The 20,149-nt window shown below is 63.3% G+C and carries 19 protein-coding genes; 18 read left to right on the top strand and 1 reads right to left on the bottom strand.

Features of this window, described 5'->3' with window-relative positions; all coding sequences use genetic code 11:
• The first annotated feature begins 38 nt into the window (after nucleotides 1–38).
• From ACWTU7_RS08780 to ACWTU7_RS08755, 6 genes are all read left to right on the top strand, one after another.
• Nucleotides 39–1,682, top strand: coding sequence for an ABC transporter substrate-binding protein (locus ACWTU7_RS08780; protein ID WP_455838363.1), 1,644 nt, complete (start codon nucleotides 39–41; stop codon nucleotides 1,680–1,682).
• Nucleotides 1,683–1,700: 18 nt separating this feature from the next.
• On the top strand, nucleotides 1,701–2,768 hold the full coding sequence (locus ACWTU7_RS08775; protein ID WP_029356979.1) for an ABC transporter permease: 1,068 nt from the start codon (nucleotides 1,701–1,703) through the stop codon (nucleotides 2,766–2,768).
• Complete coding sequence (nikC, locus tag ACWTU7_RS08770; RefSeq protein ID WP_029356978.1) at nucleotides 2,765–3,685, top strand: nickel transporter permease; 921 nt, start codon at nucleotides 2,765–2,767, stop codon at nucleotides 3,683–3,685. The genes ACWTU7_RS08775 and nikC overlap by 4 nt, the downstream gene beginning before the upstream one ends.
• 25 nt (nucleotides 3,686–3,710) lie before the next feature.
• Nucleotides 3,711–4,544: an ABC transporter ATP-binding protein gene (locus tag ACWTU7_RS08765; protein ID WP_287335680.1), complete on the top strand. Its 834-nt coding sequence runs from the start codon at nucleotides 3,711–3,713 to the stop codon at nucleotides 4,542–4,544.
• Nucleotides 4,541–5,290, top strand: a complete 750-nt coding sequence (locus tag ACWTU7_RS08760) for an ABC transporter ATP-binding protein (RefSeq protein WP_455838364.1) — start codon at nucleotides 4,541–4,543, stop codon at nucleotides 5,288–5,290. Before ACWTU7_RS08765 ends, ACWTU7_RS08760 begins: the two co-directional genes overlap by 4 nt.
• Before the next feature lie 139 nt (nucleotides 5,291–5,429).
• Nucleotides 5,430–6,707 carry a 4-aminobutyrate--2-oxoglutarate transaminase gene (locus ACWTU7_RS08755; protein WP_455838365.1) on the top strand — a complete coding sequence of 426 codons (1,278 nt, stop codon included), beginning with the start codon at nucleotides 5,430–5,432 and terminating at the stop codon, nucleotides 6,705–6,707.
• A 228-nt stretch (nucleotides 6,708–6,935) separates the two neighbouring features.
• Here the strand turns inward: ACWTU7_RS08755 and ACWTU7_RS08750 are convergent, their stop codons facing one another.
• A complete protein-coding gene (locus ACWTU7_RS08750) occupies nucleotides 6,936–8,186 on the bottom strand; it encodes an NAD(P)/FAD-dependent oxidoreductase (RefSeq protein WP_455838366.1) in 1,251 nt (416 codons plus the stop codon).
• Nucleotides 8,187–8,651: 465 nt separating this feature from the next.
• Between ACWTU7_RS08750 and ACWTU7_RS08745 the strand changes: the two genes are divergently transcribed.
• The 12 genes from ACWTU7_RS08745 to ybeY all read left to right on the top strand — a co-directional run bounded on the left by ACWTU7_RS08745 (nucleotide 8,652) and on the right by ybeY (nucleotide 20,148).
• Complete coding sequence (locus ACWTU7_RS08745) at nucleotides 8,652–9,941, top strand: imelysin family protein (protein ID WP_455838535.1); 1,290 nt, start codon at nucleotides 8,652–8,654, stop codon at nucleotides 9,939–9,941.
• A gap of 130 nt (nucleotides 9,942–10,071) precedes the next feature.
• Nucleotides 10,072–10,383, top strand: coding sequence for a (2Fe-2S)-binding protein (locus tag ACWTU7_RS08740; protein ID WP_065005901.1), 312 nt, complete (start codon nucleotides 10,072–10,074; stop codon nucleotides 10,381–10,383).
• Nucleotides 10,349–10,834, top strand: coding sequence for a bacterioferritin (bfr, locus tag ACWTU7_RS08735; protein ID WP_023802097.1), 486 nt, complete (start codon nucleotides 10,349–10,351; stop codon nucleotides 10,832–10,834). The genes ACWTU7_RS08740 and bfr overlap by 35 nt, the downstream gene beginning before the upstream one ends.
• Nucleotides 10,835–10,981: 147 nt before the next feature.
• Nucleotides 10,982–12,454 carry a di-heme oxidoreductase family protein gene (locus ACWTU7_RS08730; RefSeq protein WP_455838536.1) on the top strand — a complete coding sequence of 491 codons (1,473 nt, stop codon included), beginning with the start codon at nucleotides 10,982–10,984 and terminating at the stop codon, nucleotides 12,452–12,454.
• A complete protein-coding gene (locus ACWTU7_RS08725; protein ID WP_455838367.1) occupies nucleotides 12,454–13,533 on the top strand; it encodes an imelysin family protein in 1,080 nt (359 codons plus the stop codon). Before ACWTU7_RS08730 ends, ACWTU7_RS08725 begins: the two co-directional genes overlap by 1 nt.
• A 118-nt stretch (nucleotides 13,534–13,651) precedes the next feature.
• Nucleotides 13,652–14,758, top strand: coding sequence for a DUF1513 domain-containing protein (locus tag ACWTU7_RS08720; RefSeq protein WP_455838537.1), 1,107 nt, complete (start codon nucleotides 13,652–13,654; stop codon nucleotides 14,756–14,758).
• A gap of 183 nt (nucleotides 14,759–14,941) precedes the next feature.
• Nucleotides 14,942–15,646 (top strand): tRNA (adenosine(37)-N6)-threonylcarbamoyltransferase complex dimerization subunit type 1 TsaB, encoded by a 705-nt coding sequence (gene tsaB, locus ACWTU7_RS08715; protein WP_455838368.1) that lies wholly within the window; start codon nucleotides 14,942–14,944, stop codon nucleotides 15,644–15,646.
• Entirely contained in the window at nucleotides 15,646–16,140 is a 495-nt protein-coding gene (rimI, locus tag ACWTU7_RS08710) for a ribosomal protein S18-alanine N-acetyltransferase (RefSeq protein WP_455838369.1), read from the top strand. Before tsaB ends, rimI begins: the two co-directional genes overlap by 1 nt.
• A gap of 87 nt (nucleotides 16,141–16,227) precedes the next feature.
• A complete protein-coding gene (locus tag ACWTU7_RS08705) occupies nucleotides 16,228–17,028 on the top strand; it encodes a lysophospholipid acyltransferase family protein (RefSeq protein ID WP_455838370.1) in 801 nt (266 codons plus the stop codon).
• Nucleotides 17,029–17,143: 115 nt separating this feature from the next.
• On the top strand, nucleotides 17,144–18,553 hold the full coding sequence (gene miaB, locus ACWTU7_RS08700) for a tRNA (N6-isopentenyl adenosine(37)-C2)-methylthiotransferase MiaB (protein WP_455838371.1): 1,410 nt from the start codon (nucleotides 17,144–17,146) through the stop codon (nucleotides 18,551–18,553).
• Between the two features lie 83 nt (nucleotides 18,554–18,636).
• On the top strand, nucleotides 18,637–19,629 hold the full coding sequence (locus ACWTU7_RS08695; protein ID WP_287305617.1) for a PhoH family protein: 993 nt from the start codon (nucleotides 18,637–18,639) through the stop codon (nucleotides 19,627–19,629).
• 12 nt (nucleotides 19,630–19,641) lie between these two features.
• Nucleotides 19,642–20,148, top strand: coding sequence for an rRNA maturation RNase YbeY (gene ybeY, locus ACWTU7_RS08690; protein WP_287335681.1), 507 nt, complete (start codon nucleotides 19,642–19,644; stop codon nucleotides 20,146–20,148).
• Nucleotide 20,149: the final 1 nt, after the last annotated feature.

The following is a 20,149-nucleotide window of genomic DNA, read 5'->3' as shown; positions in this document are numbered from 1 at the left end:
GCCGGGAACTCAGGTCAACAAAACAGGGAACAATCAAAATGATGATGGAAAAGTTTGCTCTACGCTCCCGCTTCTTGCTCGCGGGCGCAGCCATGTCCGCGCTGCTTCTGGCCGGCGCGCCGGCCTTTGCGGTCACGCCCGCCGACACGCTGGTCGAGGGTTTCGCCATCGACGACATCATCTCCATGGATCCGGGCGAGGCGTTCGAGCTGTCGACCGCCGAGGTCACCGGCAACACCTACGATCTTCTTGTCCGCCTCGATCTCAGCGATACCTCCAAGGTCAAGGGCGATCTCGCCGAAAGCTGGAGCGTCTCAGATGACGGCCTGACCTACACTTTCAAGCTCAAGCCCGGCCTGAAATTTGCCTCGGGCAACCCGATCACGGCGGCGGACGTCGCCTATTCGTTCGAGCGCGCCATCAAGCTCGACAAGAGCCCGGCCTTTATCATCGGGCAGTTCGGCATCAACGGCGACAACGTCACTGAGAAGGCGAAGGCCATCGATGACACGACGTTCCAGTTCACGGTCGACAAGGCCTATGCGCCGAGCTTCGTCTTGAACTGTCTGTCGGCAACCGTCGCCTCGGTCGTCGACGCCAAGCTGGTCAAGGAGCATGTCGCGGCGGTGACGCCCAGCGACGATTACAAATTCGACAACGATTTCGGCAACGCCTGGCTGAAGACCGGCTATGCCGGCTCCGGCGCCTTCAAGCTGCGCGAATGGCGGGCGAATGAGGTCGTCGTGATCGAGCGCAACGAAAATTATCACGGCGAAAAGGCCAAGCTTGCCCGCGTCATCTATCGCAACATGAAGGAAAGCTCGGGTCAGCGCCTGGCGCTGGAAGCCGGCGACATCGACGTTGCCCGCAATCTCGAGCCGAACGATCTCGACGCCATCGCCAAGAACGCCGATCTCACCACCACCAGCGCACCGAAGGGCACGGTCTTCTACATCAGCCTCAATCAGAAGAACCCGAACCTCGCCAAGCCCGAGGTTCGCCAGGCCTTCAAATACCTTGTCGACTACGATGCCTTGAGCTCGACCATCCTCAAGGGCATTGGCGAGATCCACCAGACCTTCCTGCCGAAAGGCGTGCTCGGCGAGCTGGACGAGAATCCGTTCAAATTGGACGTCGCCAAGGCCAAGGAACTGCTTGCCAAGGCTGGCTTGGCCGACGGCTTCAGCGTCACCATGGACGTACGCAACACCCAGCCGGTGACCGGCATGGCGGAATCATTCCAGCAGACGCTCGGCCAGGCCGGCGTCAAGCTGGAGATCATTCCCGGCGACGGCAAGCAGACGCTGACCAAATACCGCGCCCGCAACCACGATATCTATATCGGCCAGTGGGGCCAGGATTATTTTGATCCGAACTCCAATGCGCAGACCTTCGCCAGCAACCCGGACAATTCGGATGAAGGCAAGACCAAGACCCTGGCCTGGCGCAACGCCTGGGATATCCCGGAATTGACCAAAGAGACCGAGGCTGCTCTGCTCGAGAAGGATGCGGCCAAGCGCGCCGCAATGTACCAGGATCTGCAGAAGAAGGTCCTCGAAACCAGTCCTTTCATCATCATCCACCAGCAGCTGGAAGTGGCTGGCCTGCGCAAGAACCTCAAGGGCTTTGCGCTCGGCCCGAGCTTCGACACCAACTTCGTCGGCCAGATATCCAAGGAGTGATATCGGCGGACTTGCCGCATGAGCACTGTTGAAAGCGAAGCGACGGCAGGGCGCGGCAGCGCCCGTGCTGTCGCTGTCGCGTCGGCGATCGCCCGCTTCCTGGTCATCGCGATAACCACCTATCTCGGTCTTCTTGCGGTGACCTTCTTCATCGGCCGGGTGATCCCGATCGACCCGGTGCTGGCAGTGCTCGGCGACCGGGCGCCTGCCAATGTCGTCGAGCGCACCCGCCGCGAGATGGGTCTCGACCTGCCGCTGGTCGAGCAGTTCTACATCTATGTGAAAAATGCCCTGAACGGCAATTTCGGCACCTCGGTGCTGACCACCAATCCTGTCATGACCGACATTCGCCGCGCCTTTCCGGCGACGATCGAGCTGGCGACGCTGGGGACGCTGATCGGTGCATTCCTTGGTGTACCGCTCGGCGTGCTGGCCGCGGTCCGGCGCGGCAGCATCATCGACCAGATCGTGCGCATCATTGGCTTGGTCGGCTACTCCGTGCCGATCTTCTGGCTGGGACTGCTGGCGCTCGTGCTATTCTACGCCAAGCTGCAATGGGTGGCTTTTCCCGGCCGCCTCGACATCGTCTACGAATACACCTTCACGCCGATCACCGGCTTCTATCTTCTGGATGCACTGTGGCAGCGGCAGTGGGATGTGTTTTTCGATGCCTTCCGCCACATCATCCTGCCGGCCTCGCTACTTGGCTATTTCTCGCTCGCCTATATCAGCCGCATGACGCGGTCGTTCATGCTGAACGAGCTTGCCCAGGAATATATCGTGGCGGCGCGCGCCAAGGGCCTGTCGGAAACACGCATCATCTGGGGCCACGCGCTGCGCAACGCGGCGGTGCCGATGGTCACCGTGATCGCGCTTTCGTATGCCGGCCTGCTCGAAGGCTCGGTGCTGACCGAGACCGTGTTTTCGTGGCCGGGTATCGGCCTCTACATCACCAATTCCCTGCAGAACGCCGACATGAACGCGGTGCTCGGCGGCACCATCATCATCGGCTCGGTCTTCATCGGCATCAATCTCCTGTCCGATCTGCTCTACCGGATGCTCGACCCAAGGACCAAGGTACGATGAGCGCTGAAGCAATCCAGAGCCGTCGCGACTGGCTGCTCAGCGAGCGGCCGGCGTCGCGCATGCAGGCAAGGCTCGGCCGCGCCTATGTCGCGTGGCGGCGCTTTTCCGCCAATCGGCTGGCGTTTCTCGGCCTGCTCATCATCATCGCTTTGCTGGTGGTCGCCGCCCTTGCCGATGTGTTGGCGCCCTATTCGCCGACGTTCGGTGACCTCAAGGGCTCGCGCCTGCTGGCGCCAAGTGCCGAGCACTGGTTCGGCACCGACGACCTCGGGCGCGACATCCTTTCGCGCGTCATCTTCGGCTCGCGATGGACGCTCTACGTCGTCATTCTCGTCGCCGTCATCGCCGCCCCTATCGGCCTGCTGGTCGGCACCGTCGCCGGCTATGCCGGCGGTTGGATCGATGCGATCCTGATGCGCATCACCGACATCTTTCTTGCGTTTCCGAAGCTGATCCTGGCGCTGGCCTTTGTCGCCGCACTTGGCCCCGGCATCGAGAATGCGGTGCTCGCCATCGCCATCACCTCATGGCCGCCCTATGCGCGTATTGCCCGTGCCGAAACGCTCACCGTGCGCAATTCGGACTACATCAAGGCGGTGCAATTGATGGGCGCCTCGCCGTTTCGCATAGTGCTTCGCCACATCATGCCGCTCTGCATCTCCTCGCTGATCGTCAGGGTGACGCTCGACATGGCCGGCATCATCCTGACCGCCGCCGGTCTCGGCTTCCTCGGCCTCGGCGCGCAGCCGCCGCTGCCGGAATGGGGAGCGATGATCGCGTCGGGCCGCCGCTTCGTGCTCGACCAGTGGTGGGTGGCTGGCGCACCGGGCTTTGCCATCCTCATCGTCAGCCTCGGCTTCAACCTGCTCGGCGACGGCCTCCGCGACGCGCTCGACCCCCGGAGTGGCGACCAATGAGCGGCGACCCCATGAGCCGTGATCAATGAGCACGCTTCTCGACGTCGACGATCTGCGCGTCACCTTTCCGACGCGTACCGGCCGCATCGAAGCGGTGCGCGGCGTCTCCTTCTCGCTCGGCCGCGAACGGCTCGGCATCGTCGGCGAGAGCGGTTCCGGCAAGTCGCAGACCGGCCGCGCCATCATGGGCTTGACCCCGCCGCAGGCCGAGGTCACCGCCAGGAAACTTGCTTTCGACGGCATCGACCTGCTCACGGCCTCGCCTCGCGACCGCCGTGCGTTGCGGGGAAAACGCATCGCCATGATCCTGCAGGATCCGAAATATTCGCTCGACCCGGTGATGAGCATCGGCCGTCAGATCGTCGAGACGCTGCGCACGCATGAGAAGGTCGGCAAGGCCGAAGCCCGCGACCGCGCGCTCGCCATGCTGGAGGCGGTGCAGATCCGCGATCCCGCCCGTGTCTTCGACCTGCATCCGCACGAGGTGTCGGGCGGCATGGGCCAGCGTGCCATGATCGCCATGATGCTGATCGCCGGGCCGGAAATGATGATCGCCGACGAGCCGACCTCGGCGCTCGATGTCACTGTGCAACTCGACGTGCTCGGCATTCTCGACAGGCTGGTCAGCGAGCGCGGCATGGGGCTGATCTTCATCTCGCACGACCTGCGCCTGGTCTCGTCCTTCTGCGACCGGGTGATCGTCATGTATGCCGGCAAGGTCGTCGAGCAGCTGGCGGCATCGGAACTCGGCCGTGCCCAGCATCCCTATACGCGCGGGCTGCTCAACTGCATGCCCAAGATCGGCGCCGACCGTCACCCGCTGCCGGTGCTCGACCGCAAGCCGGAGTGGGCGGCATGACATCAGCGCTTTCCGTCGACAGGCTGGAGGTGGTCTTCGACCGGTTTCGCGCGCTGAAGGGCGTCAGCCTCGAAGTGCAATCAGGCGAATCCTTCGGCCTGGTCGGCGAATCCGGCTCGGGCAAATCGACGCTGCTGAGGGCAATCGCCGGTCTGGCGCCGATCGCTTCGGGCAGCATCACGGTCAACGGAAAAAAACTCGGCGCGCGCCGCCACAAGGCTTTCTATCGCGAGGTGCAGATGGTCTTTCAGGACCCTTACGGCTCGCTGCATCCGCGCCAGACCGTCGACCGCCTGCTGCAGGAGCCGCTCGCCATCCACGGCTTTGCCGATGGCGAAAAGCGCATCCAGCGGGCGCTGGACGAGGTCGGTTTGGGAACCGGCTTCCGCTTCCGCTATTCGCATCAATTGTCGGGCGGCCAGCGCCAGCGCGTGGCGATTGCGCGCGCCCTGATCCTCGAACCGTCGATCCTGCTGCTCGACGAGCCGACCTCGGCGCTCGACGCGTCGGTGCAGGCCGAAGTGCTCAACCTCTTGGAGGAGATCCGCCGGCGGCGCAAGCTCACCTTCCTGATGGTCAGCCACGACCTCGCCATCATCACCCATATGTGCGAGCGGCTGATGGTGATGCAGAACGGCGAGGCGGTCGAGCACCTCACCGCGGACGACCTCGTCGAGCGTCACGTGACCAAGGATTACACGCGCAATCTCTTGCGGGCCAGCGACGGGTTTGTCAGGACGGCGTGAATCAAATTTCAGCGACGCTAACGGCAGCAGGCCCAACGACCCGGCGGCGGTGCCAACTTGAGGAAAACATGAAATAAGATCAGAACAATTCCCGGCAATCATCCAAACGAGAACGGGCGCCGGCCCGGCGAGGGACATCATGAAGAATTCAGCCATTTCCGAACGCAAGAACCAGTCGATCTCGCGCGGTGTCGGCATGACCACGCAAATCTATGCCGACCGCGCCGAGAACTCGGAAATCTGGGATGTCGAAGGCCGCCGCTACATCGACTTCTCGTCGGGCATCGCGGTCGTCAACACCGGCCATCGTCACCCGAAGGTGATCGAGGCGGTCAAGACGCAGCTCGACCGCTTCACCCACACCTGCCACCAGGTGGTGCCCTATGAGAGCTATGTCAGGCTGGCCGAACGGCTGAACGGCATGCTGCCGGGCAAGTTCGAAAAGAAGACCATCTTCGTCACCACCGGCGCCGAGGCGGTGGAGAATGCCGTCAAGATCGCCCGCAACGCCACCGGCCGGCCGGCGGTCATCGCCTTTGCCGGCGGCTTCCATGGCCGCACCTTCATGGGCATGGCGCTGACCGGCAAGGTCGTGCCCTATAAGGTCGGCTTCGGCGCCATGCCGGCCGATGTCTTCCACGCGCCGTTCCCGGTGGCGCTGCACGGCATCTCCGTCGCCGATTCGCTGGCCGCGCTCGACCGCCTGTTCAAGGCCGATGTCGATCCGGCCCGCGTCGCCGCAATCATCGTCGAGCCGGTGCAGGGTGAGGGCGGCTTCTACGAGGCGCCGCGCGAGTTCATGACGGCACTGCGCAAGATCTGCGACCAGCACGGCATGCTGTTGATCGCCGACGAGGTGCAGACCGGCTTTGCTCGCACCGGAAAGATGTTCGCCATGGATCACCACGAGGTGGCGCCCGATATCACCACCATGGCCAAGAGCCTCGCCGGCGGCTTCCCGCTGTCGGCGGTCACCGGGCGTGCCGAGATCATGGATGCGCCGAACCCGGGCGGGCTCGGCGGCACCTATGGCGGCAGCCCGATTGGCGTCGCGGCGGCGCATGCCGTGCTCGATGTGATCGAGGAGGAAAACCTCTGCGACCGCGCCAACACGCTGGGCAACAGGCTGAAGCAGCGGCTGCAATCGATCCGCGACGACACGCCGGAGATCGTCGATATCAGAGGCCCCGGCTTCATGAACGCGGTTGAGTTCAATGAAGTCAAAAAGGGCTTGCCGTCGGCCGAGATCGCCAATGCCGTCCGGCTGAAGGCGCTCGATAAGGGCCTGATCCTGCTCACCTGCGGCGTATACGGCAACGTCATCCGTTTCCTGGCGCCGATCACTATCCAGGACGGCGTCATGAACGAAGCGCTCGACATCCTGGAAAGCTCGATCCGTGAGGTCCGGGCCAGCTAGAGCGGATCTCGCCGGTGTTTGCGCCGCCCCTCGCCCTTACCCTCTCCCCGTGAAAAACAGGGAAGGGTCGCCAGCGTTGCGATCAGCCCTTCTCCCCGTGCTTTGCGGGAAGAAGTGCCCGGCAGGGCGATGAAGGGGGCAGAGCCGAGATCGGCAAATTGGCGGTCGACGCTGGAGGCGCAGAAAACTGCCGTTCACAGGCCGGCATCACCTGAATAACAACATATCCTATTCAGCGGCGCGGACAGGCTCTTCCTGCTGGAAGGCGGCGAGCGCCGCCTTCAGTCCATCCGGCCCCGTCGCAACCGTTTGCGGCGTTGGCGAGAAGCCGGCACCGAGCATCTTGCGGCCAAGCATATGGTCGCCCGGCCGGTTGACCGATTCAATGCCGAGGAGACGATTTCCAGCATAATGGTAGATCGAGAATTTGTTCTCGTTGACGTCGCCCAGCACGACATGGCTGTCGCCGCCCGAAATCAGGCCGACCATCTGCAGCTTCATGTCGCCGATATCGGACCAGAACCATGGCACTGCCGCAAAGGCGTCCGCATGGCCGACGATGGTGCGCGCGGCAAGACGCGCCTGGTCGGTCGCATTCTGCACCGATTCCAGCCGCACATCGCTGCCGGTGAGCCAGTGCCGGTAGGAGGCGGCATCGCCGATGGCGAGGATTTCGGGGACTGACGTGCGCATCTGCTGGTCGACGCGGATGCCGTTGGCGATTGTGATGCCGGCGGCATGGGCCAGTTCGACATTCGGCACGACGCCGATACCGACGATGACCATCTGCGCCGGCAGGCGCTCGCCGGATGTGGTGATCGCGGCCGAGACATGGCCGTTCTCGCCTTCGAGCCGCGCAATCGTGGTGCCGGTGAGGATGCGCACGCCAGTCGCTTCCAGCCGTTGCCGCACGTGCCTCGCGATGACCGGCGCCACTGCCCGGCCGAGCAGCCGGTCGACCGCCTCGACCACGGTGACCTCGCGGCCGGCCGCTTTGAGCGTCGCGGCGATCTCCAGTCCGATGAAGCCGCCGCCGAGGATGACTACATCCTCGCTCTGCGCGCTCAACGCGCGGATCAGCCGCGCGTCGGCGAGCGAGCGCAACGACACCACGCCTGAAAGCTCCGAACCCGGCAGCGGCAGGATTCGCGGCCGCGAACCGGTCGCCAGGATCAGTCGGTCGAAAGGCAGCACGCCGCCACCTGATAACTCCAGCCTGCGTCCGGCATCGATGCGGTCGACCCTGATGCCCGGCCGGTAGTCGATGGTACTTCCGGTATAAAAGGCCTCGCCGCGCAGCGGCTGCGGTTTGGCCTCTTGATCCTTGATGAAGGTCTTCGACAGCGGCGGCTTGTGATAGGGCAGTTCATTCTCGTCGCCGACGAGGATCACGGGTCCGTCGTAACCGTCCTCGCGCAGGCTGGCGGCCGCTTGCACGCCCGCATGACCCGCACCGACAATGACCACACCGTTGTTCATCGCAGCTCCAATTTCCTCATCCCCAATTCTTCGTCCAGGTCTAGGACGTCTCGCCACGTGGCAATTGTCTGACCCCGCCGCAAGACCACCTTTGCGGGTCGCACCCGGAATGGCGGTCCATCAATAGTGCTGTTAATGACGACAAGCTAAAATGCGGCTAAAGTTGACACTTGCAGTTTAGAATAATTCTAAAGTGTTGTTTCGATTGGCTTTTCTCTCTGAAATCGGTTGACTTCCGGCGCCTTCATCGCTTTATGGAACCCGTGTCAAGCGCATCCCTTTGATGTCTGGGCCTTGAACCCTTTCGATTGGAGGCATTTCGATGTCTTTCTTCCGCAAACCGCGCTATGCCGCGGCCTGTTTCTCGGCCAATGGCATGGACCTGCCTTGGTGCCGATTGCCTGCCGACGCGCCTTTGGCGCCGGCATTTCACTGAATTCCGAGGCGATGACAATCATGAGAGCGATGATCACGGCACGATATGGCAGGCTCGCCGCGATCGGCGCCACGGCGGCATTGACGGCGGCGATATTCGTGCTGCCGGCCAAGGCGGAAACCGATGCCAAGGCTGTCATCAAGACCTATTCCGACATTGCGCTCGCCAAATATGAGGATTCGCTGACGACGGCGCAGGCGCTCGACAAGGCCGTCGACGCGCTGCTTGCCAAGCCTTCGGTGGAAACGATGACTGCCGCCCGCGAGGCCTGGAAGGCGTCGCGTGTTCCCTATCAGCAGACCGAAGTCTACCGCTTCGGCAACGCCATCGTCGACGACTGGGAAGGCAAGGTGAACGCCTGGCCGCTGGACGAAGGCCTGATCGACTATGTCGCTGCCGGCTACGGCACCGAGTCGGATGCGAATGCGCTCTACACCGCCAATGTGATCGCCAAGAAGTCGATTGAGGTCGACGGCAAGAAGATCGACGCCACCAATCTTACTCCCGAGTTTCTCTCCGGCACGCTGCAGGAAGCCGGCGGCATCGAGGCCAATGTGGCGACCGGCTACCACGCTATCGAATTCCTGCTGTGGGGCCAGGACCTGCACGGCACTGGCCCGGGCGCGGGCGAACGGCCCTATACGGACTACGATCTCGCCAACTGCACCAGCGGCAATTGCGATCGTCGGGCGCAGTACCTGAAGTCGGCGAGCGACCTTCTGGTTTCCGATCTGCAGGACATGGTCAACGAGTGGAAGGATGGCGGCGCCGCCCGCAAGAACCTTGTCGATGGCGAGCCGAAAGTAGGCATCTCGACCATCCTCACCGGAATGGGCTCGCTGTCCTATGGCGAACTTGCCGGCGAGCGCATGAAGCTCGGCCTGCTGCTGCACGATCCGGAAGAGGAGCACGACTGCTTCTCCGACAACACCTACGATTCCCATCTCTACGATGCCGTCGGCATTCGTGCCGCCTATCGTGGCAGCTACACGCGCCTCGACGGCACCGTCGTCGAAGGCCCCTCGGTATCCGACATGGTCAAGGAGGCCGATCCGGCGATCGACAAGGAACTGTCGGACAAGCTCGATGTCACCGTCGCCAAGATGGAAGCCATCAAAGCGCGGGCGCTTGGCGGCGAGGCTTATGACCAGCAGATCGGCGAAGGCAACATTGAAGGCAACGCCACAGTCCAGGCGGCGATCGATGCGCTGGTCGACCAGACCAAGTCGATCGAACGCGCCGTCGGCACCCTGAAACTCAATGCCATCGCCTTCGAGGGCTCGGACAGCCTCGATGCTCCAGACAAGGTGTTCCAATAAGGCGTCAAGAGCCTCGAGCACGATCCCGAACCGAAGGTCCGCGTAAAAAAGTGGAAAGCGGTTTTCGGTTCGATTGAGAAAATAAGCCACACGGCGCAGAGCACGCGCCGTCAGCCATACAGAGCAAATAATGCTGATCTGCCATTGCAACATCATCACCGAGAAGGAGATTGAGCAGACGATCGTCGGGCTGCTGGATCAGGATCCCTGGCAACTTATCGTGCCGGCGAAGATCTATCATGCCATGCAGAAGCGTGGTCGCTGTTGCGGCTGCTTCCCAAATGTGGTCGAAACGATCATTCGGGTAACCGAAAATTACCACGCCCGCTCGGAGGCGAGCGGCGTGGATGTCGTTTCACACCTGGATCGCGTCAGAGGCCTGCGCGTCCAATACGGGAGCAGAACCCATGAAAGGCGAACAGCAGATCATAGAGCGGCTTAACGAAGCTCTGTTTCTGGAACTTGGAGCGGTCAATCAGTACTGGGTGCATTTCCGGCTGCTGGAAGACTGGGGCTACGCCAAGCTGGCGAAGAAGGAACGCGCGGAATCGATCGAGGAGATGCACCATGCCGACCGGCTCGTGGCCCGCATCATCTTCCTTGAAGGTCATCCGAACCTGCAGTCGGTAGCGCCGCTGCGCATCGGACAGAATGTCAAGGAAGTGCTCGAATCCGATCTTGCCGGTGAATATGACGCGCGCACTGCCTACAAACGCTCGCGCGAGATTTGTGACGAAGCAGGCGACTACGTGACGATGAAACTGTTCGAGGATTTGCTGTCCGACGAGGAAGGTCACATCGACTTCCTCGAGACGCAACTCGACCTGCTCGCCTCGATCGGCGAGGAAAAATACGGCCAGCTCAACGCCGCATCGGCCGACGAGGCGGATTAAGGACATGCGGGAATGCGGCGCCGCTTAGATTTCTTGCGCCGCCTGCGGCAGGCCGAGGATTGCGGCCTGCCGTCCCAGCAAAACCCGCGATACAGCTGGCTTCGCGGGTTTTCGCTTGCCGTAGTGGTCCCACTTACGGCCTCGGCGATGGCCGGCGCGCCCGAACCGGCGGGCCTCGCCACCAGTCGTACCGATCTGACGCCGAAGGATCTGGCGCGCGTCATCGCCATCACCCGGCCGACCAAGGATTTTTCCAAGCCCGAGCAGTTCGAGCCGATGCAGGGCGGCGCCGGCACGTCACGGAGAGATGCCAACAAGGACGCTTTCTCGCAATCTTCCGCCAATATCACCTTCGAGGAAGAAGGCACCTTCAAGCTCGGCAATGCCCTTTTCCGCAAGAACTGGGTTTCGTCGCCCTCGTCGACGCAGGCGTCGGACGGGCTTGGGCCGCTATTCAACGAGCGGGCGTGCCAGAATTGCCATCTGAAGGACGGTCGCGGTCGTCCGCCGGAAGGCGACAGCGGTACCACCTCGATGTTCCTGCGGCTGGCGCGGCAGGCGAGCACCGATGAGGAGAGAGCAGCGCTGGCCGCCCGCAAGGTGCTCAACTTCCCCGATCCGGTCTACGGCTCGCAATTGCAGGACCTGGCCGTGCCGGGTCTTCGGGGCGAAGGCCGGATGCGTGTCGACTATCAGGAGCAGAAAGTCACGCTGCCGGACGGTACCGTGGTTTGGCTGCGCAAGCCGAGCTATTCGGTCGATGATCTTGCCAACGGGCCGCTCGATCCGCACACGACGCTTTCGCCGCGTATGACGCCGCCGATGATCGGCCTCGGCCTGGTCGAGCAAATCGCACCGGCGGACATTCTCGCCCATGCCGATCCGGACGATCGGAACAGTGACGGCATCTCCGGCAAGCCCAACATCGTGCGCGATGGCCAGAGCGGCGAACTGACGCTCGGCCGCTTCGGCTGGAAGGCTCAGACGCCGTCGATCCGCCAGCAAGCGGCGGACGCATTCGCCGGTGACATCGGCATTTCGACGCCGGAAGTGCCAAACCACTGGGGCGATTGCACCGCGGCCGAAAAGACCTGTCTTGCCATGCCCAACGGCGTGCAGGAGCGCCTCGGCCCGGTCGAGGCGCCGCCGCCGGTCATGGACCTCGTCACCTTCTATTCGCAAAACCTCGCCGTGCCGGCGCGGCGCGATCTCGACGAGCCCGATGTGCTGGCCGGCAAGAAGCTGTTCTACGACATGGGCTGCATTTCCTGCCATACGCCGAAATTCGTCACCCGCCGCGGCACGCCCAACAAGGCGCAGGCCTTCCAGCTTATCTGGCCCTATTCCGATTTTCTGCTGCATGACATGGGGCCGGGTCTCGCCGATGGGCAAGGGGTGGGCGAGGCTACCGGCAGCGAATGGCGCACGCCGCCGCTGTGGGGCAGCGGTCTTACCCAGACCGTCAACGGCAACAGCTTTTTCCTGCATGACGGGCGCGCGCGCACCCTGGCCGAGGCGATCCTGTGGCATGGCGGCGAGGGGCAGAAGGCGCGCGACCGCTTTGCCGCCGCCGATGCGGCCGATCGCGACGCACTGGTCAAATTCCTGGAGTCGTTCTGATGTCGAAGCGTCTTGCGCTTGTCCTGGTTCTCCCGCTGGTCCTCGCCGGCGCGTTGCCGGCATCCGCAGCGGCAAAGGCCTCCGACGTGATCCAGCAGGCCATCGACGGCTTTGTCCGCCCGGCCTATGCACGGCTGCATGAGCATGCGGACAGCCTGACCAAGGCGATGCGCAGGCTTTGCGACGCGCCTTCGCAGGATCATCTCGATGCGGCGCGCGCCGAATTCTCCGGCACCGTGAATGCCTGGTCGGTCGTCGAGATCATCCGCATCGGACCGATCACGCAGAACAACCGGCTGGAGCGCATGCTGTTCTGGCCGGACCGCAAGAGCATCGGCCTGAGGCAGGTCCAGGCGGCGCTGGCTAATAAAGATCGCACCGCCGCCGATCCAGCCCAGCTGGCGACAAAGAGCGTCGCCATGCAAGGGCTCGGCGCGCTGGAGTTCGTGCTTTACGGCGATAGCGCCGAGCGGCTCGCCGGTAAGGACGATCCCTATCGCTGTGCTTACGGCGCGGCCGTCGCTGGCAACATCGAAACGATTGCCGCCGAGGTCAGCGACGCCTGGAACAAGCCCGACGGTTTTGCCGCGCTTTGGGCCAATCCGGGCCCGCAAAACGCGCTCTACCGCGACGGCACCGAAGTGGTGACAGAACTGGTCGGCGTCTTCATCAACGAGCTGGAAATGGTCCGCGACGTGCGCCTAAAGGGCTTTTTGGGCAGCAATCCGCAAGCCGACAAGCCGAAACAGGCGATCTACTGGCGCTCGCAAAACACCGCGCGCTCGTTGACCGGCAATCTTTCGGGCATGGACGCGCTGTTCCAGGCCTCGCAGCTTGGCGAAGCGCTGTCGCCCGACGCGCGCTGGATGGCAGATTCGATCCACATCCAGCTCGTCAACGGGGCCGCCGACGCCACGGCCATCAGAGGTCCGATCGACAAGGCGCTCGCCGACCCGGCGCTGCGCCAGAAGCTCGACCACTTCTCGCTGGTGACATCCAGCCTGTCGACCCTGATCGGCACCAGGCTGACAGCCGAATTCGGCCTGACCGCCGGTTTCTCGTCGCTCGACGGAGACTGAGCATGATCCCAAAAAGTTGCAGACTTTTTGGACAAGATCATGCGGCAAAGAAACTGAGCATGTTCCCAAAAAGTTGCAGACTTTTTGGAGAAGATCATGCTCGAACGGAGATCGTATCCTGAAGACGCCGCTGATCGATCGCCGTGATTTCCTCAGGGCCGCCGGGACAGGCTTTGTTGCCGCGATGGCACCGTCGGCATGGGCGAAGACACTTGCGGCCGACGCCGTCTTCGCCACCGCTTTCGTCAAGCGTGACGGCAGCTATGGCGCGGCCATCCTGTCCGAGGCCGGCAAGGTCCTGCATGCCATCGACCTTCCCGCCCGCGGTCACGACGTCACCTTCGATCCGGTGTCGAAGCGCTCCGTGGTCTTTGCCAGGCAGCCCGGCACCTTCGCCGTGGTCTTCGACCACACAGGCCGCGACGAACCACGGACCATTGCCAGCGTCAGTGGACGGCATTTCTTCGGTCACGGCGTGTTTTCGACCGACGGTGCGCTGCTCTACGCCACCGAGAACGATTTCGACAATGCCGCCGGTGTGGTCGGTGTCTATGACGCGCGTGCGAAATTCAAGCGCATCAGTGAGTTCCCGACCTACGGCATGGGATCGCACGAGCTTCTGTTGTTGGGCGACGGCAGGACGATTGCCGTCGCCAATGGCGGCATCGAGACGCATCCGGATTACGGCCGCGCCGAGCTCAACATCGCGACGATGAAGCCATCCTATGTGCTGGTCGACCGCCTGACCGGCGACCTTCTCGAAAAGCACGAACTGCCGCCGGAGCTGCACCAGCTGTCGATCCGTCACATCGCTGCCGATAAATCCGGCACGGTCTGGTTCGGCTGCCAGTACAGGGGGCCGGGCACCGATCGTCCGCTGCTGGTCGGCCGCGCCGCGCGCGGCAAGGATCTGCAACTGCTCGACATGCCGCAGGACGTGCTTTCCGGCTTCAGGAACTACATCGGCTCGGTCGCCGCCAACCTCGCCGCCGGCACCGTCGCCGTGTCCTCGCCGGAAGGGAATTCGCTGGCGGTGATCGATGCGGCCAGCGGCCGGATCGTCGCCATCAGCGCACTGGCCGAGGTCTGCGGCGTGGCGCCCGACGGACCGAGCTTCATGGCGACCACTGGCACCGGCGAAATCCTCGAAGCCGGCGGCGCGACACGGTCCGAGTCGGGCTATGTCTGGGACAATCACATGCTGCGCATCGAGGAGGCCGAATAGGCGCGTCCAGCACCGGTTCCCTGACGGTTACGTTCGTTAGAAGTTACCGCTTTCAGGCGAGGTCGAAGCAAAGCCGCCAAACGATTTATGCATTATCCCCTTGCGGCGATGAGCCATGGCAGGCACAGGGAAATTGTTTTGTCGAACCCCTGCGCCCAAGTGGGTGCTCCAACCGGCCGCCTCATGAAGTTGCTCGCCATCGACTGTGCCGCCAATCTCTGCTCCGCCTGTGTCTACGACGCGGCGGCCGGGAAAGAGCTCGGCCGTTCGGTGTTCGATCTCGGCAAGGGCCATGCCGAGCATCTGATGGCCGTCATCGAAGAGGCGTTGAAGACCGGCGGAACCGACTATGCCGGCGTCGGCGCCATCGCTGTCTCCACCGGTCCGGGCTCCTTCACCGGCCTGCGCGTCGGCGTCTCGGCGGCGCGGGGTCTTGCGCTGGCGCTGAAAATCCCGGCTATCGGGGTGACGACGCTGGAAGCGCTGGCGGCGCAAGCCAAAGAGACATTTCCCGGCCGCGCTGTGCTGGCCGCGCTCGACGCCGGGCGCGACGAGATCCATGCCGCGCTTTACGATGAAGAGTCGGCTCTGTGCTATGGTCCGGCCGTGACCACGCTTGCGCAAGCCGTCGCCATGGCGGTAGATCTCTCTCCGGTTCTGGCCGGCACAGCTGCCACGCAAATTGCCGCCTCGGCCGGGCGCGCCTTTGATATCGGCCCGACAAGTGCCACGGCCGACATCGCCGTCTATGCCCGGCTGGCTGCCGCCCAAGCTGCCGGCAAAAAGGCTGAAGGCGAAAAGCCGAAACCGCTCTATCTTCGCGGCGCCGACGCCAAGCCGCAGGCCGGCTTTATCCTGTCCAGGAAGAAAGCCGGGAAGAAAACCTGATGCGCATTCCTTTCCTCCAGCGGCGCCGCAGGGACTTTGCGCTCGAGCCGCTGACGATTGCCGACAGCGCGGCCATGTCGGTGCTGCATCGCGAGGATTTCGTTCGGCCGTGGACCGACGACGAATTCGCCGCACTGCTCGAGCAGGACGCGGTGTTCGGCTATGCCGCGCGCGAGACCGGACAGGGTGCCAAGCCCCCGGTCGGCTTCGTCCTGGCGCGCCTGGCTGCCGGTGAAGGCGAGATCCTGACTGTCGCGGTGGCGCGCTCCCATCGCCGCCAGGGGCTCGGCTGGCAATTGATGGATGCCGTTCTGCGCGAACTGCACGCGCAACGCGCCGAGGCGCTTTTCCTCGAGGTCGACGAGACCAACGTTGCCGCGATCGCGCTCTACCGGCGGCTGGGATTCCGCGAGGTCGGCAAGCGTCCCAACTATTACAGGTCGCCCGAGCACGGCCCGACCGGCGCGCTTGTCATGCGCCGCGATCTTCGCTAGCGCAGATTCAAAATTGCTAGAGCGTACGTTGTGCGTTCAATTGGACGCACAACGCTCTGGCTATACGTGGGCAGGGCCTGGAGCAAAATGATCGGAAAAATCAGGATTTTCCTGGCGCTGGGCCTCGTTGTCGTCGGCTCGTTGATTCTCGTGCCGTTGCAGATCCTGTCGATGAAGACCCGGCTCTGGCGCGAGACGTTCGTCCTGAAGATCTGGCACCGGCTCATCATCAGGGCGCTGGGCATGCGCATCCATGTCAATGGGACCCTGTCCAGCCAGCGCCCTCTATTGGTTGCGTCGAACCACATCTCCTGGACCGACATCATGGTACTGGGGTCGATGGTCGACGTGAAATTCATCGCCAGGGCTGACATGGCCGGTTGGCCATTGATCGGCATGTTGTCGAAGCTGCAGCGCACTGTCTTCATCGAGCGTGAGCGCAAGCGTTCGTCGGGCGACCAGGCGAGCGAGATCGCCAACCGCATGGCCAAGGGCGACGCCATGGTGCTGTTTGCCGAAGGGTCGACCGGCGACGGCAACATGATCTTGCCATTCAAGAGCACGCTATTCGGCGCCGCCTCGATGGCGATTTCGGAAGGGGCGGCCGAAACGGTCTTCATCCAGCCGGTGGCGATCGTCTATACGCGCCTGCATGGCGTGCCGCTCGGCCGCAGGCACCGGCCGATTGCCGCCTGGATCGGTGACGAGGATTTGATGCCGCATCTCAAGGTGCTGATGGCGGAAGGCGGGCTCGATGTCGAAGTGCATTTCGGTGAGCCGGTTGCCTTTTCAAAGGGCTCCAGCCGCAAGGAAACGGCAAGGCTGATGGAAAGTCAGGTGCGTGATATGGTGCAGGCGGCGCTCGCCGACCCGCGCCCGAGCCGGTAAACCGGAATAGCTACTGCGCCAATCAAGTGCTCCAGCGTCTTGCGCGTCCAAGAGGACACCGCTGCAGGGCAGAATCGTCTGTTTTTTGTCGGCGAAAGGCGTTAGAAGCCGCCAGATGGAATTGAACACGATCGAACGGGACGACATCGAAACTGCGGCCGAAAGTGCGGTCGTACCATCTGCCGCGACCAGGAAGGTCTTCGTCAAGACCTATGGCTGCCAGATGAACGTCTACGATTCGCAGCGCATGACCGATGCGCTGGCCGCCGACGGCTATGTGGCAACGGACGCCATCGGTGAGGCCGATCTGGTGCTGCTCAACACCTGCCATATCCGTGAGAAAGCCGCCGAGAAGGTCTATTCCGAACTTGGCCGCATTCGTGAGATGAAGGCCGAACGGGCTCAGGCCGGCCGCGAGATGCTGGTCGGTGTCGCCGGCTGCGTGGCGCAGGCAGAGGGCTCCGAGATCATCCGCCGCTCGCCGGCCGTCGATCTGGTCATAGGCCCGCAGACTTATCACCGGTTGTCCGACGTGCTGGCACGGGTGCGCCGCGGCGAAAAGATCGTCGAGACCGACTACGCCATCGAGGACAAGTTCGAGCACCTGCCGCAGCCGAAACGCGCCGAGATAATCAAGCGCGGCGTCACCGCGTTCCTGACCGTGCAGGAAGGCTGCGACAAGTTCTGCACCTTCTGCGTCGTGCCTTATACCAGAGGCTCCGAAGTGTCGCGGCCGGTAGCGCAGATCGTCGCCGAGGCCGAGCGGCTGGCGCAAGCCGGCGTGCGCGAGGTGACGCTGCTTGGCCAGAATGTCAATGCCTGGCATGGCGAGGGCGAAAACGCCGAGGAATGGGGTCTTGGCCGCCTGCTGTTCCGGCTGGCCGACATTCCCGGGCTGGCGCGGTTGCGCTACACCACCAGCCACCCGCGCGACATGGACGACGAATTGATCGCCGCCCATCGTGACTTGCCGGCGCTAATGCCCTATCTGCATTTGCCTGTGCAATCCGGCTCCGACCGCATCCTCAAGGCGATGAACCGCAGGCATACGGCAAAGGATTATCTGACGCTGCTCGACCGGATCCGCGCCGCACGGAGCGATATCGCGCTTTCAGGCGACTTCATTGTCGGCTTTCCCGGCGAGACGGATGCGGATTTCGAGGCGACGATGGACCTTGTCCGCCAGGTGAACTATGCCTCGGCCTTCTCGTTCAAATATTCGCCGCGCCCTGGCACGCCGGGCGCGGAAATGGCCGATCATGTGCCGGAAGCCGTCAAGGACGAGCGCCTGCAGCGACTGCAGGCGCTGCTGCTGAAGCAGCAGCAGGATTTCGGCGTGAGCCTGGTCGGCAGCACCATCGACACGCTGATCGAGAAGCCGGGCCGCCAGGCTGGCCAGAAGGTCGGCCGCTCGCCGTGGCTGCAGCCGGTTATTGTTGATGAAAAGTCCGGCGAAATCGGTGAGATTATCCAGGTACGAATCACGAAGACGGGTTACAACAGCCTGTTCGCCGAATTGGCCTAAAGGTCTCGGCAGATGAGGAGAGACGGTTGAGCGCTGCGGAAGTGAAGAACCTGCCCCAGAACCTACCATCGGGGGCCTCGGACATGGCGCACATCGTTCTGACTTTCGACAACAACAAGCTTGCCAGCGCCCTTTATGGCCAGTTCGACGAGAATCTGGCTAGGCTGGAGCAGAAGCTTGGCGTCGATATCCGCTCCCGAGGCAACCAACTGACCATCAAGGGCTCCGCCTCGGCCGCCGAGCAGGCGCGCCGCGCCCTGGACAATCTCTACGGCATTCTCCAGAAAGGCGCTGACATCGGCCAGTCGGACGTCGACGGCGCCGTGCGCATGGCGATCGCCGCCGACGACCAGCTGACGCTGCCGACGCTGGAGCGCAAGGGCAAGGTGTCAGCCGCCCAGATATCGACGCGCAAGAAGACGATCTATGCCCGTTCGCTCAACCAGGACGCCTATATGCGCGCCCTGGAGCGGTCCGAACTCGTCTTCGGCATCGGCCCGGCTGGCACGGGAAAAACCTTCCTGGCGGTGGCGCATGCGGCGATGCTGCTCGAACGTGGCATGGTCGAGCGCATCGTGCTGTCGCGGCCGGCAGTCGAGGCCGGCGAACGGCTCGGCTTCCTGCCCGGCGATATGAAGGAGAAGGTCGATCCCTACTTGCGGCCGCTTTACGACGCGCTTTACGAGATGATGCCGGCCGACAAGGTCGAGCGGGCGATAGCCGCCGAGGTGATCGAGATCGCGCCGCTGGCCTTCATGCGCGGCCGCACGCTGGCGCACTCCGCCGTCATCCTCGACGAGGCGCAGAACACCACGCCGATGCAGATGAAGATGTTCCTGACCCGTCTCGGCGAGAACTCTCGCATGATCGTCACCGGCGATCCGACCCAGATCGACCTGCCGCAAAACACCAAATCCGGTCTGGTCGAGGCGCTCAGGATCCTCGACGGCGTCACCGGCATGGTGACAGTGCGCTTCAACGAAGGCGACGTCGTCAGGCATCCGCTGGTCGCCGAGATCGTCAAGGCTTACGACCGCGACGGCAAGCTGGCCCGCGGCCTGGGCGCCGAAGGCTGATGATGCAGCCTTATGGCTGAGGACAAGAAATCCGGAGGCGAGGATCTTCCGGTTCCCGTCGACATCGATATAGCGGTCGAAGCGGGCGACTGGCCGGAAGAGGCTGCGCTGACGCGGCTGGTCGATCGCGCCGTTGCCGCTGCGTTTGCCGAAACCGGCGTAGCCGGCCGTTCCGAACTCAGCATCGTCTTTTCTGACGATGCGCATATCCGCAGCCTCAATGCCGGCTGGCGCGGCAAGGACAAACCGACCAACGTCCTGTCTTTCCCGGCTTTTCCGCTCACAACGGGCGGCCCGCTGCCGCCCATGCTGGGCGACATCGTGCTGGCCGCCGAGACGGTTGCGCGGGAAGCCGCACTGGAAGACAAGCCTGTCGACAACCATATCATCCATCTCGTCATCCACGGCCTGCTGCATTTGCTGGGCTACGATCACGAGACCGACGCCGAGGCCGAGGAAATGGAAGCCGTCGAACGCGCAGCACTTGCGAGGCTTGCCATTCCCGATCCCTACGCGTAAC

This window comes from Mesorhizobium sp. BHscii, from assembly GCF_053848065.1.
Note: the sequence above shows the minus strand (reverse complement) of the source record. Positions and strands in the feature narration are given on the sequence as shown.

Bases quoted from the DNA above. Each gene is read 5' to 3' on its own strand.
- ACWTU7_RS08730 (WP_455838536.1), top strand. From the start codon at position 10,982: ATGGCCGGCGCGCCCGAACCGGCGGGCCTCGCCACCAGTCGTACCGAT.
- bfr (WP_023802097.1), top strand. From the start codon at position 10,349: ATGAAAGGCGAACAGCAGATCATAGAGCGGCTTAACGAAGCTCTGTTT.
- ACWTU7_RS08705 (WP_455838370.1), top strand. From the start codon at position 16,228: ATGATCGGAAAAATCAGGATTTTCCTGGCGCTGGGCCTCGTTGTCGTC.
- ACWTU7_RS08755 (WP_455838365.1), top strand. From the start codon at position 5,430: ATGAAGAATTCAGCCATTTCCGAACGCAAGAACCAGTCGATCTCGCGC.
- ACWTU7_RS08740 (WP_065005901.1), top strand. From the start codon at position 10,072: ATGCTGATCTGCCATTGCAACATCATCACCGAGAAGGAGATTGAGCAG.
- ACWTU7_RS08750 (WP_455838366.1), bottom strand. From the start codon at position 8,186: ATGAACAACGGTGTGGTCATTGTCGGTGCGGGTCATGCGGGCGTGCAA.
- ACWTU7_RS08775 (WP_029356979.1), top strand. From the start codon at position 1,701: ATGAGCACTGTTGAAAGCGAAGCGACGGCAGGGCGCGGCAGCGCCCGT.
- ACWTU7_RS08695 (WP_287305617.1), top strand. From the start codon at position 18,637: ATGGCGCACATCGTTCTGACTTTCGACAACAACAAGCTTGCCAGCGCC.
- rimI (WP_455838369.1), top strand. From the start codon at position 15,646: ATGCGCATTCCTTTCCTCCAGCGGCGCCGCAGGGACTTTGCGCTCGAG.
- ACWTU7_RS08745 (WP_455838535.1), top strand. From the start codon at position 8,652: ATGATCACGGCACGATATGGCAGGCTCGCCGCGATCGGCGCCACGGCG.
- miaB (WP_455838371.1), top strand. From the start codon at position 17,144: ATGGAATTGAACACGATCGAACGGGACGACATCGAAACTGCGGCCGAA.
- ACWTU7_RS08725 (WP_455838367.1), top strand. From the start codon at position 12,454: ATGTCGAAGCGTCTTGCGCTTGTCCTGGTTCTCCCGCTGGTCCTCGCC.
- ACWTU7_RS08780 (WP_455838363.1), top strand. From the start codon at position 39: ATGATGATGGAAAAGTTTGCTCTACGCTCCCGCTTCTTGCTCGCGGGC.
- ACWTU7_RS08765 (WP_287335680.1), top strand. From the start codon at position 3,711: ATGAGCACGCTTCTCGACGTCGACGATCTGCGCGTCACCTTTCCGACG.
- ybeY (WP_287335681.1), top strand. From the start codon at position 19,642: ATGGCTGAGGACAAGAAATCCGGAGGCGAGGATCTTCCGGTTCCCGTC.
- nikC (WP_029356978.1), top strand. From the start codon at position 2,765: ATGAGCGCTGAAGCAATCCAGAGCCGTCGCGACTGGCTGCTCAGCGAG.
- tsaB (WP_455838368.1), top strand. From the start codon at position 14,942: ATGAAGTTGCTCGCCATCGACTGTGCCGCCAATCTCTGCTCCGCCTGT.
- ACWTU7_RS08760 (WP_455838364.1), top strand. From the start codon at position 4,541: ATGACATCAGCGCTTTCCGTCGACAGGCTGGAGGTGGTCTTCGACCGG.